The organism is Gemmiger sp. An50 (genome assembly GCF_002161595.1).
Taxonomy (GTDB): Bacteria; Bacillota; Clostridia; order Oscillospirales; family Ruminococcaceae; genus Allofournierella.
The window spans coordinates 30,523-50,897 of the sequence record NZ_NFID01000011.1 but is presented as its reverse complement, the minus strand read 5'-3'; the positions used below and the strand labels follow the sequence as shown (position 1 = coordinate 50,897).

Sequence of the window (20,375 nt, the reverse complement as noted above, 5' to 3'; positions counted from 1 at the left end):
TAAAAATTTGGAATTTCTGCGGCTGAATGCACAAAACAGTAAAAGACGATTTGTGCGAAAAGGAAAAAATGCGGGAAAATACTCCCCATTTCGACGGGAATACGGTATAATATCGGTTGTTACTTTTTTGATACTTGTTGGAAAGTATCTCCCGGGATATCCGCCCGGGCTTTTTGTCAGCCGCCGGTCAAGCTTTTTCGCATCCCCGGCGGCTGTTCCGTGCAATCAACCAAATGAGCAAAAAAGAAAGGGGAACCTGCGTGGAAAACCCGGCAAAGAAAAATTGGATCAAGATCCTGGTGATCGTTGTTGCAGTGGTGCTGCTGGCTGGATGCAGCGCCATGGCCTATCTCTACAGCCAGATCGCTCCCGCCTTTGATGAGGGCGAGGCGGGCACCCTGAACCAGCAGACCGACCCGGACATCGAATCCGGCGGCGACCGGTTCTACAACCTGCTGATGGTGGGCATCGACTACGACGCCGACGACGACGGCCGCGACTACGCCGAGGGCAAGGGCATGACCGACGTGATCATGTACGTGCAGATCGACCGGGACAGCGGCAAGGTGAACGCCTTCCAGATCCCCCGCGACACCTACGCGGGCGAGGAAGTGGGCGAGGGCATCAAGACCAACACCGGCAAGATCAACGAGGTCTACGCCAACGGCCCGGACCAGACGAACAAGATCAACAACCTGGCCAACAAGATCTACGAGCTGTTCAAGCTGCCGGTGGACGACTATGTGGTCATCGACATGCAGGCCTTCAAGACCATGCTGAACAACATGGGCGGCATCGAGATGTACGTCCCCTGGGACATCGTCACCGTGGATAAGAACACCGGCCATGAGGATGTGGTCTGCAAGCAGGGCACCCACCGCATCAGCGGCGACACCGCCGAGCTGATTCTGCGCAACCGGAACTACTCCACCGCCGACTACAAGCGCCTGGAGACCCAGCAGTACTTCTACGCGGCTCTGCTCAAGAGCTTTTTGAACGATTACACCCTGGCCGATTATTACAGCACCTGCAAGGTGGTGGCCCATTACATCGACACCAGTCTGGACATCACCGAGATCTGGGGCTTGTACGCCACCATGCTGAAGGTGGAGCCGGAGAATATCTACATCGTGCGCGCACCCGGCGGCGCGGCCAACATCAACGGCCACAGCCAGGTTTACTATGTGGATCGGGAAAGCTGCGCTGAGATCCTGAACGAGCACTTCCGCAGCCCGGAGGCTCCGGTGGAAGCCGAGAAGCTGGGCCTGATTACCGGCCAGACCTACCTCTACGGCATGAACATCGACGAGGGCCGTACCATGGGCGATGTGATGACCAACGCCGAAGAGGGCGAGGCCGAGCTGGCCGCCTCCTCCGAAGCGGCGTCCTCCGCCTCTGAGGGCTGAACCTCCCCGCAAATCTGAGTAAAACAAAAAGGCTCCCCGACCGGGGAGCCTTTTTCTATGGATTGCGGAATTTGGGCCGAAATCAAACCACCGGAGCCATGAGCACCGTGCCGGTGCCCCGGTAGACGTTCACCAATCCCTCGCCGGAAACAGCGGAGCCGATCAGGCTGCGGGTGGATTTTTCCACCGTGAAGTTCAAAGTGGAGGACCAGGCGATGGCCATGTTGCCGTCGATGCGCAGCTGGTCGTTGTCCAGCTTGAACTCGATCAGCTCGCTGCGGGGCACCGGGCTTTCCAGCGCCGCCACGCCCGCGCCACGCAGGCACAGGTTAAACAGGCCCTCGTTGCCCAGCACCGCGCTGGACAGGTTGGAGCGGGCCACAACCTTCTGCTGCACAGAGCCGGAGCAGGCCAGGAACAGGCCGTCGTCCAGCACCAGACCGTCCCACTGGCCCACGTCCAGCAGGATGATGTGCTTGTAGGTGGGCTCCAGCATCAGGTGGCCGGTGCCCTTGTATTCCGGCTTCACCGCGCTCTCCTTGGTGGCCTTGGAGGCCAGCGCCTTGCCCAGCAGATCACCCACGCCCTTGATGCCGGAGGTGGCTTCCACCGCGCCGCTCATCCACTGCATGGCCCCGGCCTGCACCACGTAGCTGTCGCCCTTCAGCTCCAGCAGCAGCTGGCGGCGGCGCACGTTCATCTCGGAAGCATAATAGCTGGCGATGGCGTTGTCGGGGCGGACGCTCAGGTCCTTCTCGTATTCCAGCACCCGCATGCCGCCCAGCTGGGCTGCGGTGAGGATGTTGGGGTTGTTCAGCAGATTGTTGAATGTGACCATGGAAAAACCTCCTTGCTGTTGGTCCGGCCGCGCGCCCGGCGCCCGGAACGTGGGCAGCGGCGCAAAAAAATGCCGTGTATTTGTGGTCATTATACCACGGAAGCCAGGAAGCGGAAAGATATTTTGGGATTTTTTTACCAAAGCAAAACGGCTGCGGAGGGTCCCGCAGCCGTTTTGAATAAACTCAGTTGTCCTTTTCAAATTTCAGGATCGCACCGTCGGTGGCGCTGATCTCGTATTCGTATTCCAGATTGCCGGACTTGAAGTCGATGGAGTAGTGGGGCGTGCTGTCATCCAGATCGCTGTCCATTTCCAGCTCCCGGATGGCGGACTGGTCCAGCCCGGCGTGGCTCAGGGCGTTGGCCAGCGCCTGGTCGGCACTGATGAAGGAGGTGCCGGAGGCCAGCGTTTTGTTCTCGCCCTTTTGCACGCTGCCGGTGGCGCCGTCGATCTCGTACTCATACTGGGTGGAGCCGGAGAGGAATTTTACCTCGTATTCCACACGGCCGTCGTCCCAGTCCCGCTCGATGTACAGGTTCTGCACCTGGTCCTCGGTCAGGCCCGCGTGCTTCAAAGCGGCGGCCTTGGCTCCATCCTCGCCGATGTCGCCGGAGGCGGCGCTGCTGCCGGTGCCGGAGCTGCCGGTATTGGCGCTGATGGCGGTGGGGGCGGCGTGGGCTTCGGACTCATACTGGCGCACGGTGCCGTCTGCATTGATCTCGTATTCGTATTCGGTGCTGCCCTGCCAGAACTCCACCTCATACACCCGCTGGCCGTCGTCCCAGTCCAGCTTGGCGGTCAGGCCGGTCACCTGGTCGGCGGAAAGGCCCGCGTGCTTCAAAGCGGCGGTCTTGGCGGCCTCCAGGCCCACGTCGGTGCCGCTGGCGGCAGCCGCGCCGGAGGAGGAGTGCTCCTCCTTCTCGCTCTTCACGATCTGGCCCGCGCCGTCCACCTCGCAGAAGTATTCGGTGCTGCCGGTCCAGAATTTTACCTTGTAAACAAAGCGCCCGTCGTCGTAGCTGGGGATCACCCGGATGCCCTCCGCCTGGCTCTCGCTCAGACCGAAGGCGTTCAGCGCGGCGGCCTTGGCGGCAGCCTCGTCGATGGAGGCAGCCTGGCCCGCGGCGGTGGTGTAGCGCTCGGTGCGGTTCTTCACGATCTCGCCGGTGGTGGCGTCCACGTCGTACTCATATTCCACGTTTCCGGCCCAGAATTCCACCTCGTAGACCATCCGGCCGTCCTCCATGTCAAAGTCCACCTTGGACACGGTCACCTGGTCGGCGGTCAGGCCCGCGTGGGCCAGAGCGGCGTTCTTGGCCACCTCGGTGCCGATGTAGCCGCCGTCGCTGGCGCGGCCGGTGGAGGTCACGGCGGAAAGGGCGGTGGCCTGGCTGGAGAGCAGCAGGTTCAGATCGTTCACGGTCTGGCCGGCCAGGCTCTCAAAGGTGAGAGTGGGGTTCTGGTCCACCAGCTGCTGAATCAGCTGGGCCTTGCCCAGCGAGATGCCGTATTCGTCGGCCTTGGCCTGCAGGTCCTGATTCTGGTTTACGGTCTGGCTCAGGATGGCCCCGTTGATGGAGCTGGAGGTCATCACCGCGTTCACCGTCTCGGTGAGCTGGCTTTCCAGCTGGGCGGCGCGGGTGGCGTTGTCGTCCTCCACGGTGATCAGGATGGAGTTTGCCAGCTCATCCACATAGCCGTTTTTCAGCAGCGAGCCCATCAGCGCGTTCACCGCCACATCCAGAGTGGAGCCCTTCAGGTCCATGCCGTCCAGCACGGCGGCGGCGTCCTCGTTGAGGGGAGTGGCCCGCAGCACCCGCTCGCGGCGGTTGAGCACCAGCTCGATGCTGGGGTTCACGTCCAGCGAGACGATGGACGCGGCGGTCTGGGACTGGTTGTAGTAAATCGAGCCTCCGCCAATGGCCAGTACCAGGCAGGCGGCAGCGGCCAGAGCGGCCAGGCGCAGGGGCTTGCGGTTATTCTTTTCGTGGTTCTGATTCGTCATGGGGATCACGTTTCCTTTCCGGTCATCACAGCGAAGGAGAACGCTTTCCACGTCGTTGGGTGCCGCGTGTTCCAAAGCGGTGCGCAGCGCCTGTTCCACATTGCGGTCGGTCATTGCGCGTCATCTCCTTCCAGAATGGTTTTCAGCTTTTTCAGGGACCGGTGATACTTGGAAAGCACGGTGGGAAGCGCCAGGCCTAAAAACTGGGCGATCTCCCGATGTTTGAGCCCGCAGACTGCATGCAGCACCACGATGTGCCGTTCTTCATCGGAAAGGCGGCCCAGCGCCGCGGCCAGCACGGTGCGGTCGTCGGCGGTGAGGGTGTCGCTCTCGATGGAAAAGGCGGACCATTGGGCCTCGGAAAGATCCTGGATGCGGGCCGCGGTGCGCAGCCGCCCCAGCGCCAGATTCCGGGCGATGGTGAGCAGCCAGGCCATGGGCTTGCCCTGGGGCCGGTAGGAGGGGGCGGCGGCCCACACCTTCACGAAGGTGTCCTGGGCCACGTCCTCGGCCTCCGCGCCGTTTTTCAGGTAAGAGAGGGCCAGGCCATACACCGCCGCCCGGGTACGGCGGTAAAGTTCGGCCAGATCCTCCCGGCTGCCCGCGGCAATGCCGCCGATCAGCGCCTCCAGCTCCCCGTTGGGGTTCGCGGCACGGGCTTCCTGGGCCATTGTGCCAAGCACAAGCATCATATCCGTTGTCTCCTGTCGTTCTAGTAATGCACGGAACAAAACGTTTATTGCATTGCTTTCAAAAAATTTTTTAGGGAAGGGAAACCCCTTCCCGCTCTTATTATAGAATGGGCCGCCCGGCCTTGGCAAGCGCGAAAAAAGACCCCGCAGGGCCGCCCGAACGGGCCGCCCTGCGGGGCAAAACAGAATGAAGAAGGAAAAAGCTGAGAAAAGAAGGGGAAAATCAGCGCCGGCCGGATACCTTCAGGCGGGCCATGGCACGGGCCAGAGCAGCCTTGGAGCGGTAATACTCCTCCACGCTCTTCTTCTGGCGCATGCGTTCCTCGGCGCGCTCCTTGGCTTCCTGGGCGCGCTTGGCGTCGATCTCCTCGGGCTTTTCGGCGGTGCTCACCAGCACGATGGCACGCTCGGGCATGATCTCCACAAAGCCCTGGCCGATGGCGGCAATGTGCCACTCACCGTCCACCTTGTACCGCAATTCGCCCGGCTCCATGGCGGTCACAGCGGGCTCATGGCCCGGCTGCACACCGTACAGGCCGTCGATGGCGGGGATGACCAGCTCCTCGGCGGGGCCGATGTAGAACTGGCGCTCGGGGGTGATGATCTCCAGAAACAGGTCAGCCATCAGATCGCCCCCTGTGCCCGGGCCTTCTCACGCACGTCATCCACGGTGCCCACGTTGGAGAACGCGGTCTCGGGGTACTGGTCCAGCTCGCCGCCCAGAATGGCTTCGAAGCTGTTGATGGTCTCGGCCAGGGGCACATATTTGCCCTGCAGGCCGGTGAACTGCTCGGCCACGAAGAAGGGCTGGCTGAAGAACTGCTGGATGCGGCGGGCCCGCTCCACGGTCTTCTTGTCGTTTTCGCCCAGCTCTTCCATGCCCAGAATGGCGATGATGTCCTGCAGCTCCTTGTAGCGCTGCAGCAGCTCCTGCACGCCGCGGGCCACGTTGTAATGGCGCTGGCCCACCACGTCGGGCTCCAGAATACGGCTGGTGGACTCCAGGGGGTCCACAGCGGGGTAGATGCCCTGCTCCACGATCTTACGGCTCAGCACGGTGGTGGCGTCCAGATGGGTGAAGGTGGTGGCGGGCGCGGGGTCGGTCAGGTCATCGGCGGGCACGTAAACGGCCTGCACGCTGGTGATGGCGCCGTTCTTGGTGGAGGTGATTCGCTCCTGCAGAGCGCCCACCTCGTTGGCCAGGGTGGGCTGGTAGCCCACGGCGCTGGGCATACGGCCCATCAGGGCGGAAACCTCGCTGCCGGCCTGCACGTAACGGAAGATGTTGTCGATGAACAGCAGCACGTCGCGCTTTTCCTGATCGCGGAAGTACTCGGCCATGGTCAGACCGGTCAGAGCAACGCGCATACGGGCTCCCGGGGGCTCGTTCATCTGGCCGAAGACCAGGGCGGTCTTCTCCAGAACGCCGGACTCGCTCATCTCGCGCCACAAATCGTTGCCCTCACGGGTACGCTCGCCCACGCCGGTGAAGATGGAGTAGCCGCCGTGCTCGGTGGCGATGTTGCGGATCAATTCCTGAATCAGCACGGTCTTGCCAACGCCCGCGCCGCCGAACAGGCCGATCTTACCGCCACGGGCATAGGGAGCCAGCAGGTCGATGACCTTGATGCCGGTCTCCTGGATCTGAACCACGGGGCTCTGATCCACGAACTTGGGGGGCTCGCGGTGGATGGACCACTTCTCGGAGTCGGTCACTTCCTCGCGGCCGTCGATGGCATGGCCCAGAACGTTGAACATGCGGCCCAGGCATTTTTCGCCCACGGGCACTTCAATGGGCGCGCCCTTGGCGGTCACTTCCACGCCGCGGCCCAGGCCCTCGCTGGGGCTGAGCATGATGCAGCGCACGGTGTTGCCGCCCACATGCTGGGCGACCTCCATGACCTGCTCGGCGCCGTTCAGCTGCACGGTCAGGGCATCGTTGATGGCGGGCAGCTTGCCGTCCTTGAACTCAACGTCCACAATGGGGCCCAGAACCTGTGCGATGGTGCCTTTGTTTTGCATATCGGTTCCTCGCTTTCAATAATCGAACAAGTAAGAAAGGAAATCAGGAGCGGTGCAGCACGCTGCCGTCGGCGCTCACCAGCAGGGTAAGCGCGGGCTGCATGTGACGCTCGGGGCGGACCTTGCCGCCCTTTTGCTGGGCGCCGCCCACGATCTCGGTGATCTCCTGGGTAATGGCGGTCTGCCGGGCCCGGTTGTATTCCAGCGAAAGGGTGCGGATCATCTCGCGGGCATTTTTGGTGGAGGAATCCATGGCGGTCATGCGGGCATTCTGCTCGCTGCAGAAGGATTCCACCAGGCAGCCGAAGAGCACGCCCTTCAGGTAACCGGGCACGATCCTATCCATGACCTTGTGCTCGGAGGGAACGTACACCACCTGCCGGTTGTACTGGCCGGCGGTGTACTGGGCTTCCTTGTGGGCGAACTGCTCCCGGGTGAGGGGAAGCAGCTGGTAGGTGGCGGGCCGCATCAGAACGGGATTCACCATCTCGGTGTAGATCACATGCACCTCGTCCAGCTGGCCCCGCAAAAACAGGTCCACCATGGTGTCGCTGATGTCCCGCGCTCTGGTCACGGTGGGGTCCTGGGCGGTGTAAAGGAACTCGCCGTCCACGTTCACGTTCTTGCCGGCAAAGTAGGCCCGGCCCACCTGACCGATCACAAAAAGGACCGGATTCTCGGCGACGGCCAGCTTTTCCTCGGCCAGCTTGAGCACGTTGTGGTTGTAGGCGCCCGCCAGGCCCTTGTCGCCGGTGATCACGATGTAACCCACCGTGCGGTGCTTTTTCTCGGGGCGGGTGTCCATGAAGGGATGCCGGAATTCCTCGGAGTGATACAGAATATCGGCAATGGTATCCTGAATCTTCTGGAAGTAAGGCTCCACGCCATTCAGCTGCTGGCGGGCCTTGCGCATCTTGGAGGAGGAGATCAGATACATGGCATTGGTGATCTTCAGGGTCTGATCCACGCTCTTGATGCGGGTACGGATCTCTTTTATGCTTGCCATTGCGCGCTCACCTGTCCCTTATAGGCATCCAGTTCGGCGCGGATGCTCTCGGCAACAGCGGCGGAAAGCGCGCCGGTGGATTCGATCTCTTCCAGCAGCTGGGGCTGGGTATTTTCCAGGTAGTCCACAAAGCCCTGAGCCACCTCGCGGGACTTGGCCAGAGGCACATCCGCCAGCAGGCTGCCGGTGGAGATGTACAGGATGACCGCCTGGCGGCTCACGTTCATGGGATGATACAGAGGCTGCTTGAGGATCTCCATCAGCTGCTTGCCGTGGTCCAGAGCGGTCTGGGTGGCCTTGTCCAGGTCAGAGCTGAACTGGGTGAACACCTCCAGCTCGCGGAAGCGGGCCAGGTCGATACGCAGGGTACCGGCGGTCTTCTTCACGGCCTTGGTCTGGGCGCTGCCGCCCACACGGCTCACGGAAAGGCCCACGTTTACGGCGGGGCGCTGGCCTGCGAAGAACAGGCTGCTCTCCAGATAGATCTGGCCGTCGGTGATGGAAATCACGTTGGTGGGGATGTAGGCGGAAACGTCGCCCGCCTGGGTCTCGATGATGGGCAGAGCGGTCATGGAGCCGCCGCCGTATTCCTTGGTCAGGCGGCAGGAGCGCTCCAGCAGGCGGCTGTGCAGATAGAACACGTCGCCAGGGTAAGCCTCACGGCCGGGGCTGCGGTGCAGCAGCAGGCTCAGGGCGCGGTAGGCCACCGCATGCTTGGACAGATCGTCGTAAACGATCAGCACGTCCTTGCCCTTGGACATAAAATACTCGCCGATGGCAGTGGCTGAGTAGGGAGCGATGTACTGCAGGGGTGCAGGCTCGCTGGCCGGGCTGGACACGATGATGGTGTAGTCCATGGCGCCGTACTTCACAAAGTTGTTGCGCAGCTGAGCGATGGTGGAGGCCTTCTGACCGATGGCCACGTAGATGCAGATCACATCCTTGCCTTTCTGGTTCAGGATGGTATCCACCGCGATGGCGGTCTTGCCGGTCTGGCGGTCGCCGATGATCAGCTCGCGCTGGCCGCGGCCGATGGGCACCATGGAGTCGATGGCCAGAATGCCGGTCTGCAAAGGCACGTTTACGGGCTCGCGGCTCACAACGCCGGAGGCCTCGCGCTCGATGGGCATGCGGGCGGCAGCCTCGATGGCGCCCAGGCCGTCGATGGGCTCACCCAGGGCGTTCAGGGTGCGGCCGATCATGGCCTCACCGGCGGGAACGTCCGCCGCACGGCCGGTGCGCTTGACCACGCTGCCCTCGGCCAGGCCCTCTTCGCTGCCCAGCAGAACAACGCCCACGCTGTCCCGCTCCAGGTTCAGAACGATGCCCTTGGCGCCGGTCTCAAATTCCACCAGCTCGCCGTAAACCGCCTTGTCCAGGCCGTACACGGTGGCAATGCCGTCGCCGATCTCGATCACGGTACCGGTCTCTTCGTGAGTGGCGCGGCTGTCGTATGCTTCAATCTCCTGGCGGAGAATGGAAATGATCTCTTCGGATTGATTCACTGTGGCTTCACCTCTCTTGCAGGCGGCGCGCCAAACGATGCAGCTGCCCGCTCACACTCTTGTTATAGGTCGTCCCGTCGATCTCCAGGACGAAGCCGCCCACCAGGGACGGATCAACGATCACCTGCATCTCCACGCCGTCGCGGCCGTGGCGGCGGCACATGGCCTTGGCGATGTCCACCACCATGGCCTCGTCCGGCATCTGGGCGCAGCGCATCACGCAAACCGTCTGGTTGGCAGCGGCCAGCGTGAGCAGATGATATTCATATACGATATCGGCAAGCAGGGCAAAGCGGCCCTTTTTTGCCAGCAGTTCATAAAAATGCATCAGCCGGTCCGGGCAGCTTGCGAAGGGCAGGCGGCGCAGTACCGCCTGCTTTTCCTCCAAGCGGACCGCCGGGCTGACCAGCGCTTCCAGCAGGGGCTTATTTTCCAGAATGAGCTGCGCGGTGTCGCGCAGCTCGTCCTCGGTGCAGCCGGCCTGATACAAAGCGCTCGCATAACGGGCGGCAGTCAGGCTCATGCGGTCTCCTCCACTTCAGCCAGGAAGGCGTTGACCAGTTCCCGGTCAGCCTGGCTGTTCATCTTCTGCTGCGACACCTTGGAGGCAGCCAGCAGCGCCAGCATGGCGATCTCCTGGCGGGCGCCCTCCAGCATGGCGTCACGGTCGGCCTGGGCCTGCTTCTGGGCGTCGGCCTGCATGCGGGCAATGTCGTCCCGGGCTTTGGCCAGCTGAGCCTCGTACTCCTGCTGACCGCGCTTTTTGGCCGCGTCCACAATGTCCTGGGCCTCTTTCTTGGCGTTCAGCAGCTGAGCCTCATACTCCTGACGGCTCTGCTCGGCCTGCTCCATTTTGGCGTTGGCGCCGTCGATGGTGTCGGCAATTTCCTTGGACCGCTCGTCCAGCATTTTTGTGACCGGCCCGAACAAAAAGATCTTCATCAGAACCAGCAGAATCGCCAGGTTGATGAACACATAAATAATGTTTGCGTCAAGGTTTAAAATCGACACGGCTCATCGCCCCCTCGATTACTGCATGAAGATCAGCAGGATGGCGATCAGGAAGCCGTAGATCGCGGTGGCCTCGGCCAGGGCGCAGCCCAGCAGCAGGTTGCTGCTGATCTTGCTGGCAGCCTCAGGCTGACGGGCGATGGCTTCGTTGGACTTGGCGGTGGCAAAACCAATGCCGATACCGGCACCCAGGCCAACCAGAACGGCGATAGCGGCAGCAAAAGCGGTAGTCATAATAAGTTCCTCCTAAAATTCAATACATTTTTAAAGTAAGATGGTTTTATTCAATGGCTTCACTCAGGAACAGGGTCGTGAGGAACACGAACACCACAGCCTGAATGATACCGTCGAATGCGTCAAAGTAAAGGCTCAGGGGAATGGGCACTGCGATGGGAACCAGCATCTTCACCAGCTCCATGATGATGAAGGCGGCGAACACGTTGCCGAACAGCCGCATACAAAGCGACAGCGGCCGGATGCCGATTTCCAGAATGTTCAGCGGGGCCACAATGGGTGAAGGCTCCACGAACTTGTGCAGACCGCCTCGAAGGCCCTTGATGCGGAAGCTGGAGCCGTAGATCAGCAGAACTGCCAGGAATGCCAGGCCCGCGGTCACGTTCAGGTCCTTGGTGGGCGGCGTGAGGCCGATGAACTCGGACAGGTTCGCCAGCACCAGATAGATGCCCATGGTGCCGATGTAGGGCGCAAAGGTGCGCCAGTGTTCGCCCAGGTTGTCCTTGCAGAAGTTGTTGATGAACCCAACCAGGATTTCCGCCACCATCTGCCGGCGGCCGGGCACCTTTTTCATGCCGTGGGTCAGCCAGATGCAGAAAATGGTGAAGAGCGCGATGAGAATCCAGCTGTTGAGTGCGGATTCCGGCACCGGGATTCCGCCGAACAGCGGGATCTCAAAGGCGGTTTTCGGTTGCAGCGCTTCGATGAGTTCTTCCTTGATATCCAATAAATCTCCCCCCTTTTCGGTACCTGCCTATTCTATGACAAACGCCCCGGAAGTGTAAGGCTTACGAAAGTAAAAAAAGTAAAAAAAGCGTCTTTGAAAAATATGGTTGGCGGTTTGCACAACAGTTGTTTTCATTGTGGAAAACCTGTACGAAAGATGCTCTCTGCTCCGGCGGAGCATTTGGCGCAGGGGGGGAAAATGTGCTATCATATTACATATATCGCCTGAAATAGGGGAGGGGGACCGACCGTGAAACTGCTTGCTCATCTGAAAAAGACCCTGAATGCTCAGCTGGTCACCCTGAGCGTGGCGCTGATCGTGCTCACGGTGCTCATCGCCATGGGCAGCAGCCTGTGGCTGAATCTGCGTTCCAGCCACCAGATGATGGACCGGAACATGCTGGACGTGGCGTATCTGCTGGCCCGCACCCAGGACGTGCGGGGCCTGCTGGAGGGAGACGGCGACCAGTCGGTCACGGCGCTGCTGCAGCAGGTGGTGCACCGGGTGAGCGACCTGGACGTGGCGGTGGTCATCGATACGGAGGGCTCCATGCTGGCCGGGGCCAGCACCCGAAGCGGGCTGCAGGGAGTGGTCCAGCCGGACCCGAGCAGGACCGACCCGGTTTTTCTGCAGGAGGGCGAGACCGAAAACGGCATGGAGCGCTGCGCCTGCGCCAAGGTCTTCGACGAGGAGGGCAACCTGCTGGGCTATGCCGTGGTGGGAGTCTACATGCGGTCGGTGTACCGGATGGTGGCCGGAACCGTGCTGCAGTACCTGGTCATCGCGGCGGTGGCGCTGTGCATCGGCGGCTTCTGGGCCCGGCGGCTGGCCCGCTACATCAAAAGCGAGCTGGCGGGCTACGAGCCCGAGGACCTGCACCGGCTGATGGTGCAGCGGGCGGATATCTGGGACGCGCTGGAAGAGGGCGTGATGGCCATTGACGAAAACGAGCGCATCATCTACCTGAACGCGGCGGCAAAGCAGATGCTGGAGCTGCCGGTGGACGAGGCGGTGGGTCAGCCCCTGCACCAGGTCTACCCGGCCAGCACGCTGGACCGGGTGCTGCACAGCGGCAAGGCGGAATACAACGTGCCCTTAAAATCGCTGGTGCATGTGAAGATCCTGGCGGACCGGATGCCCATTGTGAAGAACGGCCGAACCGTGGGCGCGGTGGCCATCTTCCGCAACCGCACCGAGATGGTGCGTCTGGCCGAGGATCTGACCGGCGTGAACCACGTGGTGGAGGCGCTGCGGGCCAACACCCATGAATTCATGAACAAGCTGCATGTGATTCTGGGCCTGTTGCAGCTGGAGGAATACAAGGAGGCCGAGCGCTATGTGCTGGAGCTGACCAAGGTACGGGCCCAGTCCATGGGCGGCATCACCGGCCGCATCCAGGAGCCCGCGGTGGCGGCGCTGCTCATCGGTAAGCTCAGCCGCGCCCAGGAGCTGCGGGTGGTCTTTCGGCTGGATGCTTCCAGTCACTTCCCTCATGGCAGCCGCTGCCTGCCCATCGACGCCATGATCTCGGTGCTGGGCAACCTGATCGAGAATGCCTTCGACTCCTTCAAGCACGTGGCAGACGGCGCGGTGCGGGAGGTGGAGGTCTGCATCCAGGAGGAGGCCCAGGGCCTGCTCATCTGCGTGGAGGACACCGGCTGCGGCATCGCGCCCAAGGTGCAGCAGCGGATGTTCGAGCAGGGCTTTTCCACCAAGGGCGAGGGCCGGGGTACCGGTCTTGCCCTGGTGCAGAGCATCGTGCAGGCCTACGGCGGCGATGTGCGGGTGGAATCGGTGGTGGGTTTGGGCACCACCTTCACCATTCATATCCCGCCCCAGGAGGAGAATGCCGGAGGGCCGCGTGAAAAGGAGGAGAGAGATTGTACCAAGTCGTGATCGTGGAGGATGACCCCATGGTGGCCATGCTCAACCGCCGCTATACCGAAAAGGACCCGCGCTTTCAGGTGTGCCGGGAATGTCCGGATGGCCGGGCCGCGCTGGAATACCTGCGCAGTCACCCGGCGGATCTGGTGATTCTGGATATGTATATGCCCCAGATGGACGGGCTGGACGTGCTGCGCCAGCTGCGTGCGGCAGGGGTGAGCACCGATGTGATCATGATCACTGCCGCCAGCGACACCGCCACCGTGGAAACGGCCATGCGGCTGGGGGTGGTGGACTATCTGGTCAAGCCCTTTGAATACGAGCGGTTCTGCCAGGCGCTGGACGCCTTCGACCGGCGCAGGCAGGCCATCCGGTCCCAGAGCGTGAACCAGCAGCAGCTGGACGAGCTGCTGCACCGGGGCACGGCCGCCCCGGCGGAGGAAAAGCCGGAGGAGAAGCCGCTGCCTAAGGGCCTGCAGCCCAGAACGCTGGAGGCCATCTGTGCCTGCCTGCAGGAAAACCCCCAGGGGCTGACCTGCGAGCAGCTGGCCATGAAGACCGGCTTTTCGGCGGTGACCGCCCGCCACTACGTGCATTACTTGGCGGAATGCGGCCGGGCCGATTCCCGGGTGGATTACTCCACCGGCGGGCGGCCCAGCGTGATCTATACCCTGCGCGGCTGAGCGTGGGGGCAGGCGAATCGGGGAGGGAAACGAGCAAGTGATCGGAACCATTGCAAACACGGCCACCATCCTGGCGGGAAGTCTGGTGGGCAGCCGGCTGAAAAGCGGCCTGGGCGAGCGCTACAAGGAAGCCCTGATGAACGGCATGGGGCTGGCGGCCACCCTGCTGGGCGTCAATTCGGTGGTACAGGCCATGCCCCAGAGCCGGTACTCGGTGCTGTTCATCGTGAGTCTGGCAGTGGGCGGCGTGCTGGGCACCGCCATCTCGCTGGATACCCTGTTCCAGAAGGCGGTGAACAAGCTGCCGCTGGCGGGCGGCAGTGAGCTGGGCAAGGGTCTTTCCACCGCCATCCTTTTGTTCTGCGCCGGGACGCTGAGCATCCTGGGCCCCATGCAGAGCGCCTTGCAGGGGGATAACACCTATCTGTTCACCAACGCGGTGCTGGACGGCATCACCTCCACGGTGCTGGCCTCCACCTTCGGCATCGGCATTGCCCTGGCGGCGCTGGTGCTCTTTTGCTGGCAGGGGAGCATCTACCTGCTGGCAGGGGCCATCGAACCTTATGTGACGGCCGAGCTGCTCTGCGAACTGAGCCTGGTGGGCGGTGCGCTGATCTTCAGCTCCGGCCTGGGGATTCTGGGCATCAAGCAGATCAAGACCCTGAACTATCTGCCCGCGCTGGCGGTGAGCGCCGCCGCGGTGGTGGTCCTGCAGGCACTGGGCCTGTGAGGGCCGCCCGGCGGGCCGGGGGATTGATTGACTTTTTTAATAAAAGGCGTTATATTTATTAAAATACAAGGAAGCCGCCCGGGGCCAGGCCTGCCCGAGGCGGGAAAGGGGAATCGACCCGATGAAGGATCGTTACGGCCGCAGCATCGACTATCTGCGGATCTCACTCACCGACCGGTGCAATCTGCGCTGCCGGTACTGCATGCCGAACGGGGCGGACTTTGTGCCCCATACGGAGATTTTGCGCTATGAGGAGATTTTGCGGGCGGCACGGGCGGCCATCGACCTGGGCATCTGCAACTTCAAGGTGACCGGCGGCGAGCCGCTGGTGCGCCGGGGCGCGGTGGAGTTCGTGGAGCAGCTGAAAAACCTGCCGGGCTGCGGCCAGGTGACCCTGACCACCAACGGAGTGCTGTTGGAGGATCTGGCGCTGCCGCTGGCCCGGGCAGGGCTGGACGCGGTGAACGTGAGCATCGACGCGCTGGACCCGGCCCGCTACGCGGCCATCACCGGGTATGATGTTCTGGAACAGGTGCTGCGGGGCGTGCGCGCGGCCATGGCGGCGGGCATCCGCACCAAGCTGAACTGCGTGCTGCTGGCCGGCGCCGAGTCGGAGGTGGTGCGGCTGGCGGCCCTGGCGGAACAATGGCCGCTGGACGTGCGGTTCATCGAGCTGATGCCCATTGGCGAGGGCGGCGCAGGCGGCGGCCTGTCGCCCGAAAAGGCCCGGGCGCTGTTGTTGGAGCGCTGGCCGGACCTGCACCCGGTGAACGAGCGGCGGGGCAACGGCCCGGCCCATTACGAGGCCAGCGCGGCTTTGCGGGGCCGCATCGGCTGGATCGACGCGGTGAGCCACCGGTTCTGTGACCAGTGCAACCGGCTGCGGCTCACCAGCACCGGCCAGCTCAAGCCCTGCCTGTGCTATGACGCGTCGGTGGACCTGCGGCAGCTGCTGCGCACCGGCGCATTGGACGAGGCGCTGCGGGCGGCCATTGCCCGGGCGGTGGAGCAAAAGCCCGCCCACCACTGCTTTGACAAGTACGAAGAGATCACCGAGCACCGCCGCATGGCGCAGATCGGCGGATAACAAGGGGCGGCAATCACGCTCTCGGATAAAAAACAGAAAGGCCGCGTTTCCGGTAAGCTGTGGAAACGCGGCCTTTTCATTTTGGACAGAAAAAACGCCCGCCGGACTCTTTCTCCGAGTCCGGCGGGCGCTTATTTTACCGGTTTACAGGTCGGGATGGTACTCCTTGCAGGTGCACTTCTTCCACTTCAGACCGCTGCCGCAGGGGCAGGGATCGTTGCGGCCAATCTTCTCCACCTTCACGGGGCCGGAGGAGCTGGTGGCCTTCACGTTCTTGCCGGGGGTGGCGGCGTCGCCGGTGGGCTTGGCAACCTGGGTGCGCTCCACCACGGGGGCCTGCTGCTGGGGCTGGATCTTCAGCTCGATGGTCAGCAGCATGCGCACGGTGTCTTCCTTGATGCTGTCGATCATGGAATCGAACATCTCGAAGCCTTCCAGACGGTATTCCACAACGGGGTCGCGCTGGCCGTAGCTGCGCAGGTAGATGCCCTGACGCAGCTGGTCCATGGCGTCAATGTGGTCCATCCACTTGGTGTCCACGTTGCGCAGCAGGCACATACGCTCCAGCTCGCGCATGATGTTGGAGCCGTACTTCTTCTCCTTGCCGTCCAGAATCAGGGTGCCGCGGTCCAGCAGGAACTTGCTCACGTCCTCACGCTTCAGGCTCTTGAGCTGGTCCTCCTCGTAGTGCAGGTCGCTGTCCATGGTCAGCCAGCCCAGGTAGTGGCGGCGCAGGGCGGCCAGATCCCAGGCGGAGGAATCATCACCGGCGCAGAAGGTGGCCACGCTGCCCTCGATGTTGTCCTTCATCATGGAGCGCAGGGTGTCCTTCAGGTCCTCGCCGTTCAGCACCTGACGGCGCTGGCCGTAGATGATCTCACGCTGCTTGTTCATCACATCGTCAAACTGCAGCACGTTCTTACGGGTGCTGAAGTTCTGGGCTTCCAGCTTCTTCTGGGCGCTCTCGATGGTGTTGGTGATCATCTTGTTCTCAATGGGGGTCTCGTCGTCCAGGCCCAGGGTATCCATCAGGCTCTGCACCCGCTCACCGCCGAACAGACGCATCAGGTCGTCCTCCAGGCTCAGGAAGAAGCGGGAAGCGCCCGGGTCGCCCTGACGGCCGGAACGGCCACGCAGCTGGTTGTCGATCCGGCGGCTCTCGTGCCGCTCGGTGCCGATGATGTACAGACCGCCGGCGGCGCGTACCTCCTCGGCCTCCTTGGCGATCTCGGCCTTGTGGGCAGCCAGCAGCTCGTCGAAGCGGGCGCGGGCGGCCAGGATCTCTTCGTTGTCGGTCTCGCCGTGACCGTCAGCTTCCACGATCAGCTCCTCGGCGAAGCCTTCCTTGCGCAGCTGGGCCTTGGCCATGTACTCGGCGTTACCGCCCAGCATGATATCGGTACCACGGCCGGCCATGTTGGTGGCGATGGTCACAGCGCCCTTCTTACCGGCCTGGGCCACGATCTCGGCTTCCTTCTCGTGGTTCTTGGCGTTCAGCACATTGTGCTTGATGCCCTGGCGGCTGAGCAGCTTGCTCAGGGTCTCGCTCTTTTCAATGCTCACGGTACCCACCAGAACGGGCTGGCCCTTGGCGTGGCACTCGGCAACCTGCTTGACCACCGCGTCATACTTGCCCTTTACGGTTTTGTACACGCTGTCCGGCTCGTCCTTGCGCAGCTGGGGCTTGTTGGTGGGCACGGTCACGATCTGCAGGCCGTAGATCTCGATGAACTCGTCCGCCTCGGTCTTGGCGGTACCGGTCATACCGGCCAACTTCTCGTACATGCGGAAGTAGTTCTGGAAGGTGATGGTGGCCAGAGTCTTGCTCTCGGCGGCAACCTTCACGCCTTCCTTGGCCTCGATGGCCTGGTGCAGGCCTTCGTTGTAGCGGCGGCCGATCATCAGTCGGCCGGTGAACTCGTCCACGATGATGACTTCGCCGTCACGCACCACGTAGTCGATGTCCCGCTGCATCACGCCCCGGGCCTTGATGGCCTGGTTGATGTGATGGGCCAGGGTCATGTTGGCCGCGTCGGACAGGTTCTCCACATGGAAGTAGGCCTCGGCCTTCTTCACGCCGGACTGGGTCAGGGTGGCGGTCTTGTGCTTTTCGTCCACCACGTAGTCGCCGTCCACCTGGGCGTCCTGGTCTTCCTTGTCGTCCAGCTCCACGATCTTGCTCATCTTCAGGGTCTTGGCGAAGGCGTCGGCCTGCTGGTACAGGTCGCTGGAATCGTCGCCCTTGCCGCTGATGATCAGGGGAGTACGGGCCTCGTCGATCAGGATGGAGTCCACCTCGTCCACGATGGCGAAGAAGTGGCCGCGCTGCACCATGTTCTCCTTGTAGACCACCATGTTGTCGCGCAGGTAGTCGAAGCCGAACTCATTGTTGGTGCCGTAGGTGATGTCCGCATTGTAAGCGGCGTGGCGCTGCTCGTTGGTGATGCCCTGCACGATCAGGCCCACCTTCAGGCCCAGCCAGCGGTACAGCTTGCCCATCCACTCGGAGTCGCGGCGGGCCAGGTAATCGTTCACGGTTACCACATGCACGCCCTTGCCGGCCAGCGCGTTCAGGTAAACGGGCAGGGTGGCCACCAGGGTCTTACCTTCACCGGTCTGCATCTCGGCGATGCAGGCGCGGTGCAGCACGATACCACCGATGATCTGTACCGGGAAGTGCTTCATGCCCAGCACACGCCAGCTGGCCTCACGGCAGACGGCAAAGGCCTCGGGCAGGATATCGTCCAGAGTCTCTCCGTTTGCCAGCCGCTCCTTCAGCGCGGGGGTCATGGCCTGCAGCTCCGCGTCGGTCTTGGCGGCCATCTCGCTCTCCAGCGCGATCACCTTATCGGCGATGGGGCGGATCTTTTTCAGCTCCTTGTCGGAGAAGGAACCGAAGAGCTTGTCTAAAAATGCCAAATCGATCACTCACATTCTTCTCTATATCGTTGATACACAAAAGCGGCCGCGCAAGTGAGCGGCGCGCCGTGCGTGTATAGAAAGCCCATACTACGCTATTCTAATATCATACATCATCCATAGCCCCCTGTCAAAGCGGGGTGGTGGAATATTTGTTAATTTTTTTGTCAGACATTGATTTTACTGCATAAACTGGTTATACTAATAATAGAATGTAGTTTTTAAAACTAGATGATTTCGAGGAGGGGATTTCGTGAGCCGGTATTTTGCAAAGGGACGTGAGCCCATGAGCAGCTATACCCATTTCTGGGGCGCCGTGGGCGGTGTGATCGCCACCTTTTTGTTGGTGGGCCGCAGCCTGTGGCAGGGCTCCAGCGCTCTGGTGCTGGCGGGGGTGGCCCTGTTTGGCCTTTCGCTGGTGGCGCTGTATTCCGCCAGCAGCATCTATCATTACGCGCTGTGCGCGGCGGCCCCGCTGCGGCGGCTGCGCAAGCTGGATCATGCCATGATCTATGTGCTCATCGCGGGCAGCTACACCCCCTTCTGCGTGGCCTATATGCCTGCCGGCGAGCGGGAGATCTTTCTGGGCTGTCTGTGGGCGGCGGCCTTTCTGGGCATTCTGTTCAAGCTGGTCTGGCTGGATGCCCCCCGCTGGATCGGCACATTGATCTACTTGGCCATGGGCTGGTCCATCCTGGTGGACCTGCCCGCCTTCGCCTCCATGCCTGCGGCCTGTCTGGCGCTGGTGGCAGCGGGCGGCATCAGCTACTCGGCGGGCGCGGTGATCTACATCATCAAGCGCCCCAACCTGGGTCCCAACTGGGGCTTCCACGAGCTGTTCCACCTGTTCATTCTGGCGGGGAGCCTGCTCCATTTTCTGGCGGTGTTCCTGTTCGTGGCCTGACGCTTATTTTATAAAGAAAACGCCCTCCCGGCCGGGAGGGCGTTTTTGTTATTGTTTACAGCTGTTCCAGGCAGGCGGGCAGCTCGGCCAGGGTGCCGATCACCGGGACCCCGGCGGCCTCCAGCCGCGCCCGGCTCTGGTGCCCGGCGGCGCAGAGCACACAGCCGGTACCCATGGCCCGGGCCACCTCAAAGTCGTGCAGGGTGTCGCCCACCAGCACGGCGCTGGCCGGGTCGATGCCGCTTTCTTTTAAATAGGAAAGGCCGGTCTCCTTTTTGCCCCGGGCGTAGATGTCGCTCTGGCCGAGCAACTCATCAAAGAAGCCAGAAAGCGAACGCTCCTCCACCTGGCGGCGCAGGATGGGCAGCTGGGAGGCGGAAAGGATCACCTGGCGGATGCCGGTCTCCTTCGCCCATTCCAGCGTCTCCCGGGCGCCGGGGCAGAGCCCGCAGCCCTCGGCGGCGGGCAAGTACTGGGCCATGTAGACTTCGGCCAGCTCTTCATAGGGGTGGCGGCTGAAATCAAAGCCCGCGCGCAGGTAATAATCCTGGATGGGAAACCCGAAAATTTCCTTATAGGCGGCCGCGTCATACCGCTGGGCGTAGCCGTGCCCGGCCAGCAGGTCGTTCAGGCACTGGTTGCACAGGGCCACATCGTCCAGCAGGGTCCCGTTCCAGTCCCAGATCAAAAGACTCGGTTTCATGACGGCCTCCTTTCCTTAT

19 protein-coding genes are annotated in these 20,375 nt (G+C 62.3%); 6 read left to right on the top strand and 13 right to left on the bottom strand.

Annotated elements, in window-relative coordinates; genetic code table 11:
* Positions 1-260: 260 nt before the first annotated feature.
* A complete protein-coding gene (locus B5G03_RS10730) occupies positions 261-1,406 on the top strand; it encodes an LCP family protein (protein ID WP_162613389.1) in 1,146 nt (381 codons plus the stop codon).
* Positions 1,407-1,488: 82 nt separating this feature from the next.
* Here B5G03_RS10730 and B5G03_RS10725 read toward each other — a convergent pair whose 3' ends face one another.
* The 11 genes from B5G03_RS10725 to B5G03_RS10675 all read right to left on the bottom strand — a co-directional run bounded on the left by B5G03_RS10725 (position 1,489) and on the right by B5G03_RS10675 (position 11,446).
* A complete protein-coding gene (locus B5G03_RS10725) occupies positions 1,489-2,244 on the bottom strand; it encodes an AIM24 family protein (protein WP_087181699.1) in 756 nt (251 codons plus the stop codon).
* A 184-nt stretch (positions 2,245-2,428) separates the two neighbouring features.
* Positions 2,429-4,363 (bottom strand): PepSY domain-containing protein, encoded by a 1,935-nt coding sequence (locus tag B5G03_RS10720; RefSeq protein ID WP_087181698.1) that lies wholly within the window; start codon positions 4,361-4,363, stop codon positions 2,429-2,431.
* Positions 4,360-4,941, bottom strand: coding sequence for an RNA polymerase sigma factor (locus tag B5G03_RS10715; protein WP_087181697.1), 582 nt, complete (start codon positions 4,939-4,941; stop codon positions 4,360-4,362). Before B5G03_RS10715 ends, B5G03_RS10720 begins: the two co-directional genes overlap by 4 nt.
* Positions 4,942-5,164: 223 nt before the next feature.
* Complete coding sequence (locus B5G03_RS10710) at positions 5,165-5,566, bottom strand: F0F1 ATP synthase subunit epsilon (protein ID WP_087181696.1); 402 nt, start codon at positions 5,564-5,566, stop codon at positions 5,165-5,167.
* Positions 5,566-6,963: a F0F1 ATP synthase subunit beta gene (gene atpD / locus B5G03_RS10705; RefSeq protein ID WP_087181695.1), complete on the bottom strand. Its 1,398-nt coding sequence runs from the start codon at positions 6,961-6,963 to the stop codon at positions 5,566-5,568. The genes B5G03_RS10710 and atpD overlap by 1 nt, the downstream gene beginning before the upstream one ends.
* Positions 6,964-7,006: 43 nt before the next feature.
* The gene (gene atpG / locus B5G03_RS10700) at positions 7,007-7,969 is read right to left on the bottom strand and encodes an ATP synthase F1 subunit gamma (protein ID WP_087181694.1); all 963 of its coding nucleotides are present in this window, start codon (positions 7,967-7,969) and stop codon (positions 7,007-7,009) included.
* Positions 7,957-9,474 carry a F0F1 ATP synthase subunit alpha gene (atpA, locus tag B5G03_RS10695; RefSeq protein ID WP_087181693.1) on the bottom strand — a complete coding sequence of 506 codons (1,518 nt, stop codon included), beginning with the start codon at positions 9,472-9,474 and terminating at the stop codon, positions 7,957-7,959. Before atpA ends, atpG begins: the two co-directional genes overlap by 13 nt.
* 7 nt (positions 9,475-9,481) lie before the next feature.
* Positions 9,482-9,997, bottom strand: coding sequence for an ATP synthase F1 subunit delta (atpH, locus tag B5G03_RS10690; RefSeq protein ID WP_087181692.1), 516 nt, complete (start codon positions 9,995-9,997; stop codon positions 9,482-9,484).
* Positions 9,994-10,485 (bottom strand): F0F1 ATP synthase subunit B, encoded by a 492-nt coding sequence (gene atpF / locus B5G03_RS10685; RefSeq protein ID WP_087181691.1) that lies wholly within the window; start codon positions 10,483-10,485, stop codon positions 9,994-9,996. The genes atpH and atpF overlap by 4 nt, the downstream gene beginning before the upstream one ends.
* 18 nt (positions 10,486-10,503) lie before the next feature.
* Positions 10,504-10,719 (bottom strand): ATP synthase F0 subunit C, encoded by a 216-nt coding sequence (atpE, locus tag B5G03_RS10680; protein WP_058963829.1) that lies wholly within the window; start codon positions 10,717-10,719, stop codon positions 10,504-10,506.
* Positions 10,720-10,765: 46 nt separating this feature from the next.
* Positions 10,766-11,446: a F0F1 ATP synthase subunit A gene (locus tag B5G03_RS10675; protein WP_087181690.1), complete on the bottom strand. Its 681-nt coding sequence runs from the start codon at positions 11,444-11,446 to the stop codon at positions 10,766-10,768.
* Positions 11,447-11,695: 249 nt separating this feature from the next.
* On the opposite strand from B5G03_RS10675, the gene B5G03_RS10670 reads away from it, so the two are divergent.
* The 4 genes from B5G03_RS10670 (at position 11,696) to moaA (ending at position 15,830) form a co-directional block, all read left to right on the top strand.
* A complete protein-coding gene (locus B5G03_RS10670) occupies positions 11,696-13,342 on the top strand; it encodes an ATP-binding protein (RefSeq protein WP_087181689.1) in 1,647 nt (548 codons plus the stop codon).
* Positions 13,327-14,013: a response regulator gene (locus tag B5G03_RS10665; protein ID WP_087181688.1), complete on the top strand. Its 687-nt coding sequence runs from the start codon at positions 13,327-13,329 to the stop codon at positions 14,011-14,013. The genes B5G03_RS10670 and B5G03_RS10665 overlap by 16 nt, the downstream gene beginning before the upstream one ends.
* A 37-nt stretch (positions 14,014-14,050) precedes the next feature.
* On the top strand, positions 14,051-14,743 hold the full coding sequence (locus B5G03_RS10660; RefSeq protein WP_087181687.1) for a DUF554 domain-containing protein: 693 nt from the start codon (positions 14,051-14,053) through the stop codon (positions 14,741-14,743).
* A gap of 121 nt (positions 14,744-14,864) precedes the next feature.
* The gene (gene moaA, locus B5G03_RS10655) at positions 14,865-15,830 is read left to right on the top strand and encodes a GTP 3',8-cyclase MoaA (protein WP_087181686.1); all 966 of its coding nucleotides are present in this window, start codon (positions 14,865-14,867) and stop codon (positions 15,828-15,830) included.
* 144 nt (positions 15,831-15,974) lie between these two features.
* Here moaA and secA read toward each other — a convergent pair whose 3' ends face one another.
* Positions 15,975-18,749, bottom strand: coding sequence for a preprotein translocase subunit SecA (gene secA, locus B5G03_RS10650; protein WP_087181751.1), 2,775 nt, complete (start codon positions 18,747-18,749; stop codon positions 15,975-15,977).
* 253 nt (positions 18,750-19,002) lie between these two features.
* Here secA and trhA point away from each other — a divergent pair, with 253 nt between their 5' ends.
* The gene (gene trhA / locus B5G03_RS10645) at positions 19,003-19,653 is read left to right on the top strand and encodes a PAQR family membrane homeostasis protein TrhA (protein ID WP_087181685.1); all 651 of its coding nucleotides are present in this window, start codon (positions 19,003-19,005) and stop codon (positions 19,651-19,653) included.
* Positions 19,654-19,708: 55 nt separating this feature from the next.
* On the opposite strand, the gene B5G03_RS10640 is transcribed toward trhA, so the two are convergent.
* A complete protein-coding gene (locus B5G03_RS10640) occupies positions 19,709-20,356 on the bottom strand; it encodes an HAD family hydrolase (protein ID WP_087181684.1) in 648 nt (215 codons plus the stop codon).
* Between the last annotated feature and the right edge of the window lie 19 nt (positions 20,357-20,375).

Bases quoted from the DNA above. Each gene is read 5' to 3' on its own strand.
- B5G03_RS10725 (WP_087181699.1), bottom strand. From the start codon at position 2,244: ATGGTCACATTCAACAATCTGCTGAACAACCCCAACATCCTCACCGCA.
- B5G03_RS10720 (WP_087181698.1), bottom strand. From the start codon at position 4,363: ATGACCGACCGCAATGTGGAACAGGCGCTGCGCACCGCTTTGGAACAC.
- B5G03_RS10715 (WP_087181697.1), bottom strand. From the start codon at position 4,941: ATGATGCTTGTGCTTGGCACAATGGCCCAGGAAGCCCGTGCCGCGAAC.
- B5G03_RS10710 (WP_087181696.1), bottom strand. From the start codon at position 5,566: ATGGCTGACCTGTTTCTGGAGATCATCACCCCCGAGCGCCAGTTCTAC.
- atpD (WP_087181695.1), bottom strand. From the start codon at position 6,963: ATGCAAAACAAAGGCACCATCGCACAGGTTCTGGGCCCCATTGTGGAC.
- atpG (WP_087181694.1), bottom strand. From the start codon at position 7,969: ATGGCAAGCATAAAAGAGATCCGTACCCGCATCAAGAGCGTGGATCAG.
- atpH (WP_087181692.1), bottom strand. From the start codon at position 9,997: ATGAGCCTGACTGCCGCCCGTTATGCGAGCGCTTTGTATCAGGCCGGC.
- atpE (WP_058963829.1), bottom strand. From the start codon at position 10,719: ATGACTACCGCTTTTGCTGCCGCTATCGCCGTTCTGGTTGGCCTGGGT.
- moaA (WP_087181686.1), top strand. From the start codon at position 14,865: ATGAAGGATCGTTACGGCCGCAGCATCGACTATCTGCGGATCTCACTC.
- B5G03_RS10640 (WP_087181684.1), bottom strand. From the start codon at position 20,356: ATGAAACCGAGTCTTTTGATCTGGGACTGGAACGGGACCCTGCTGGAC.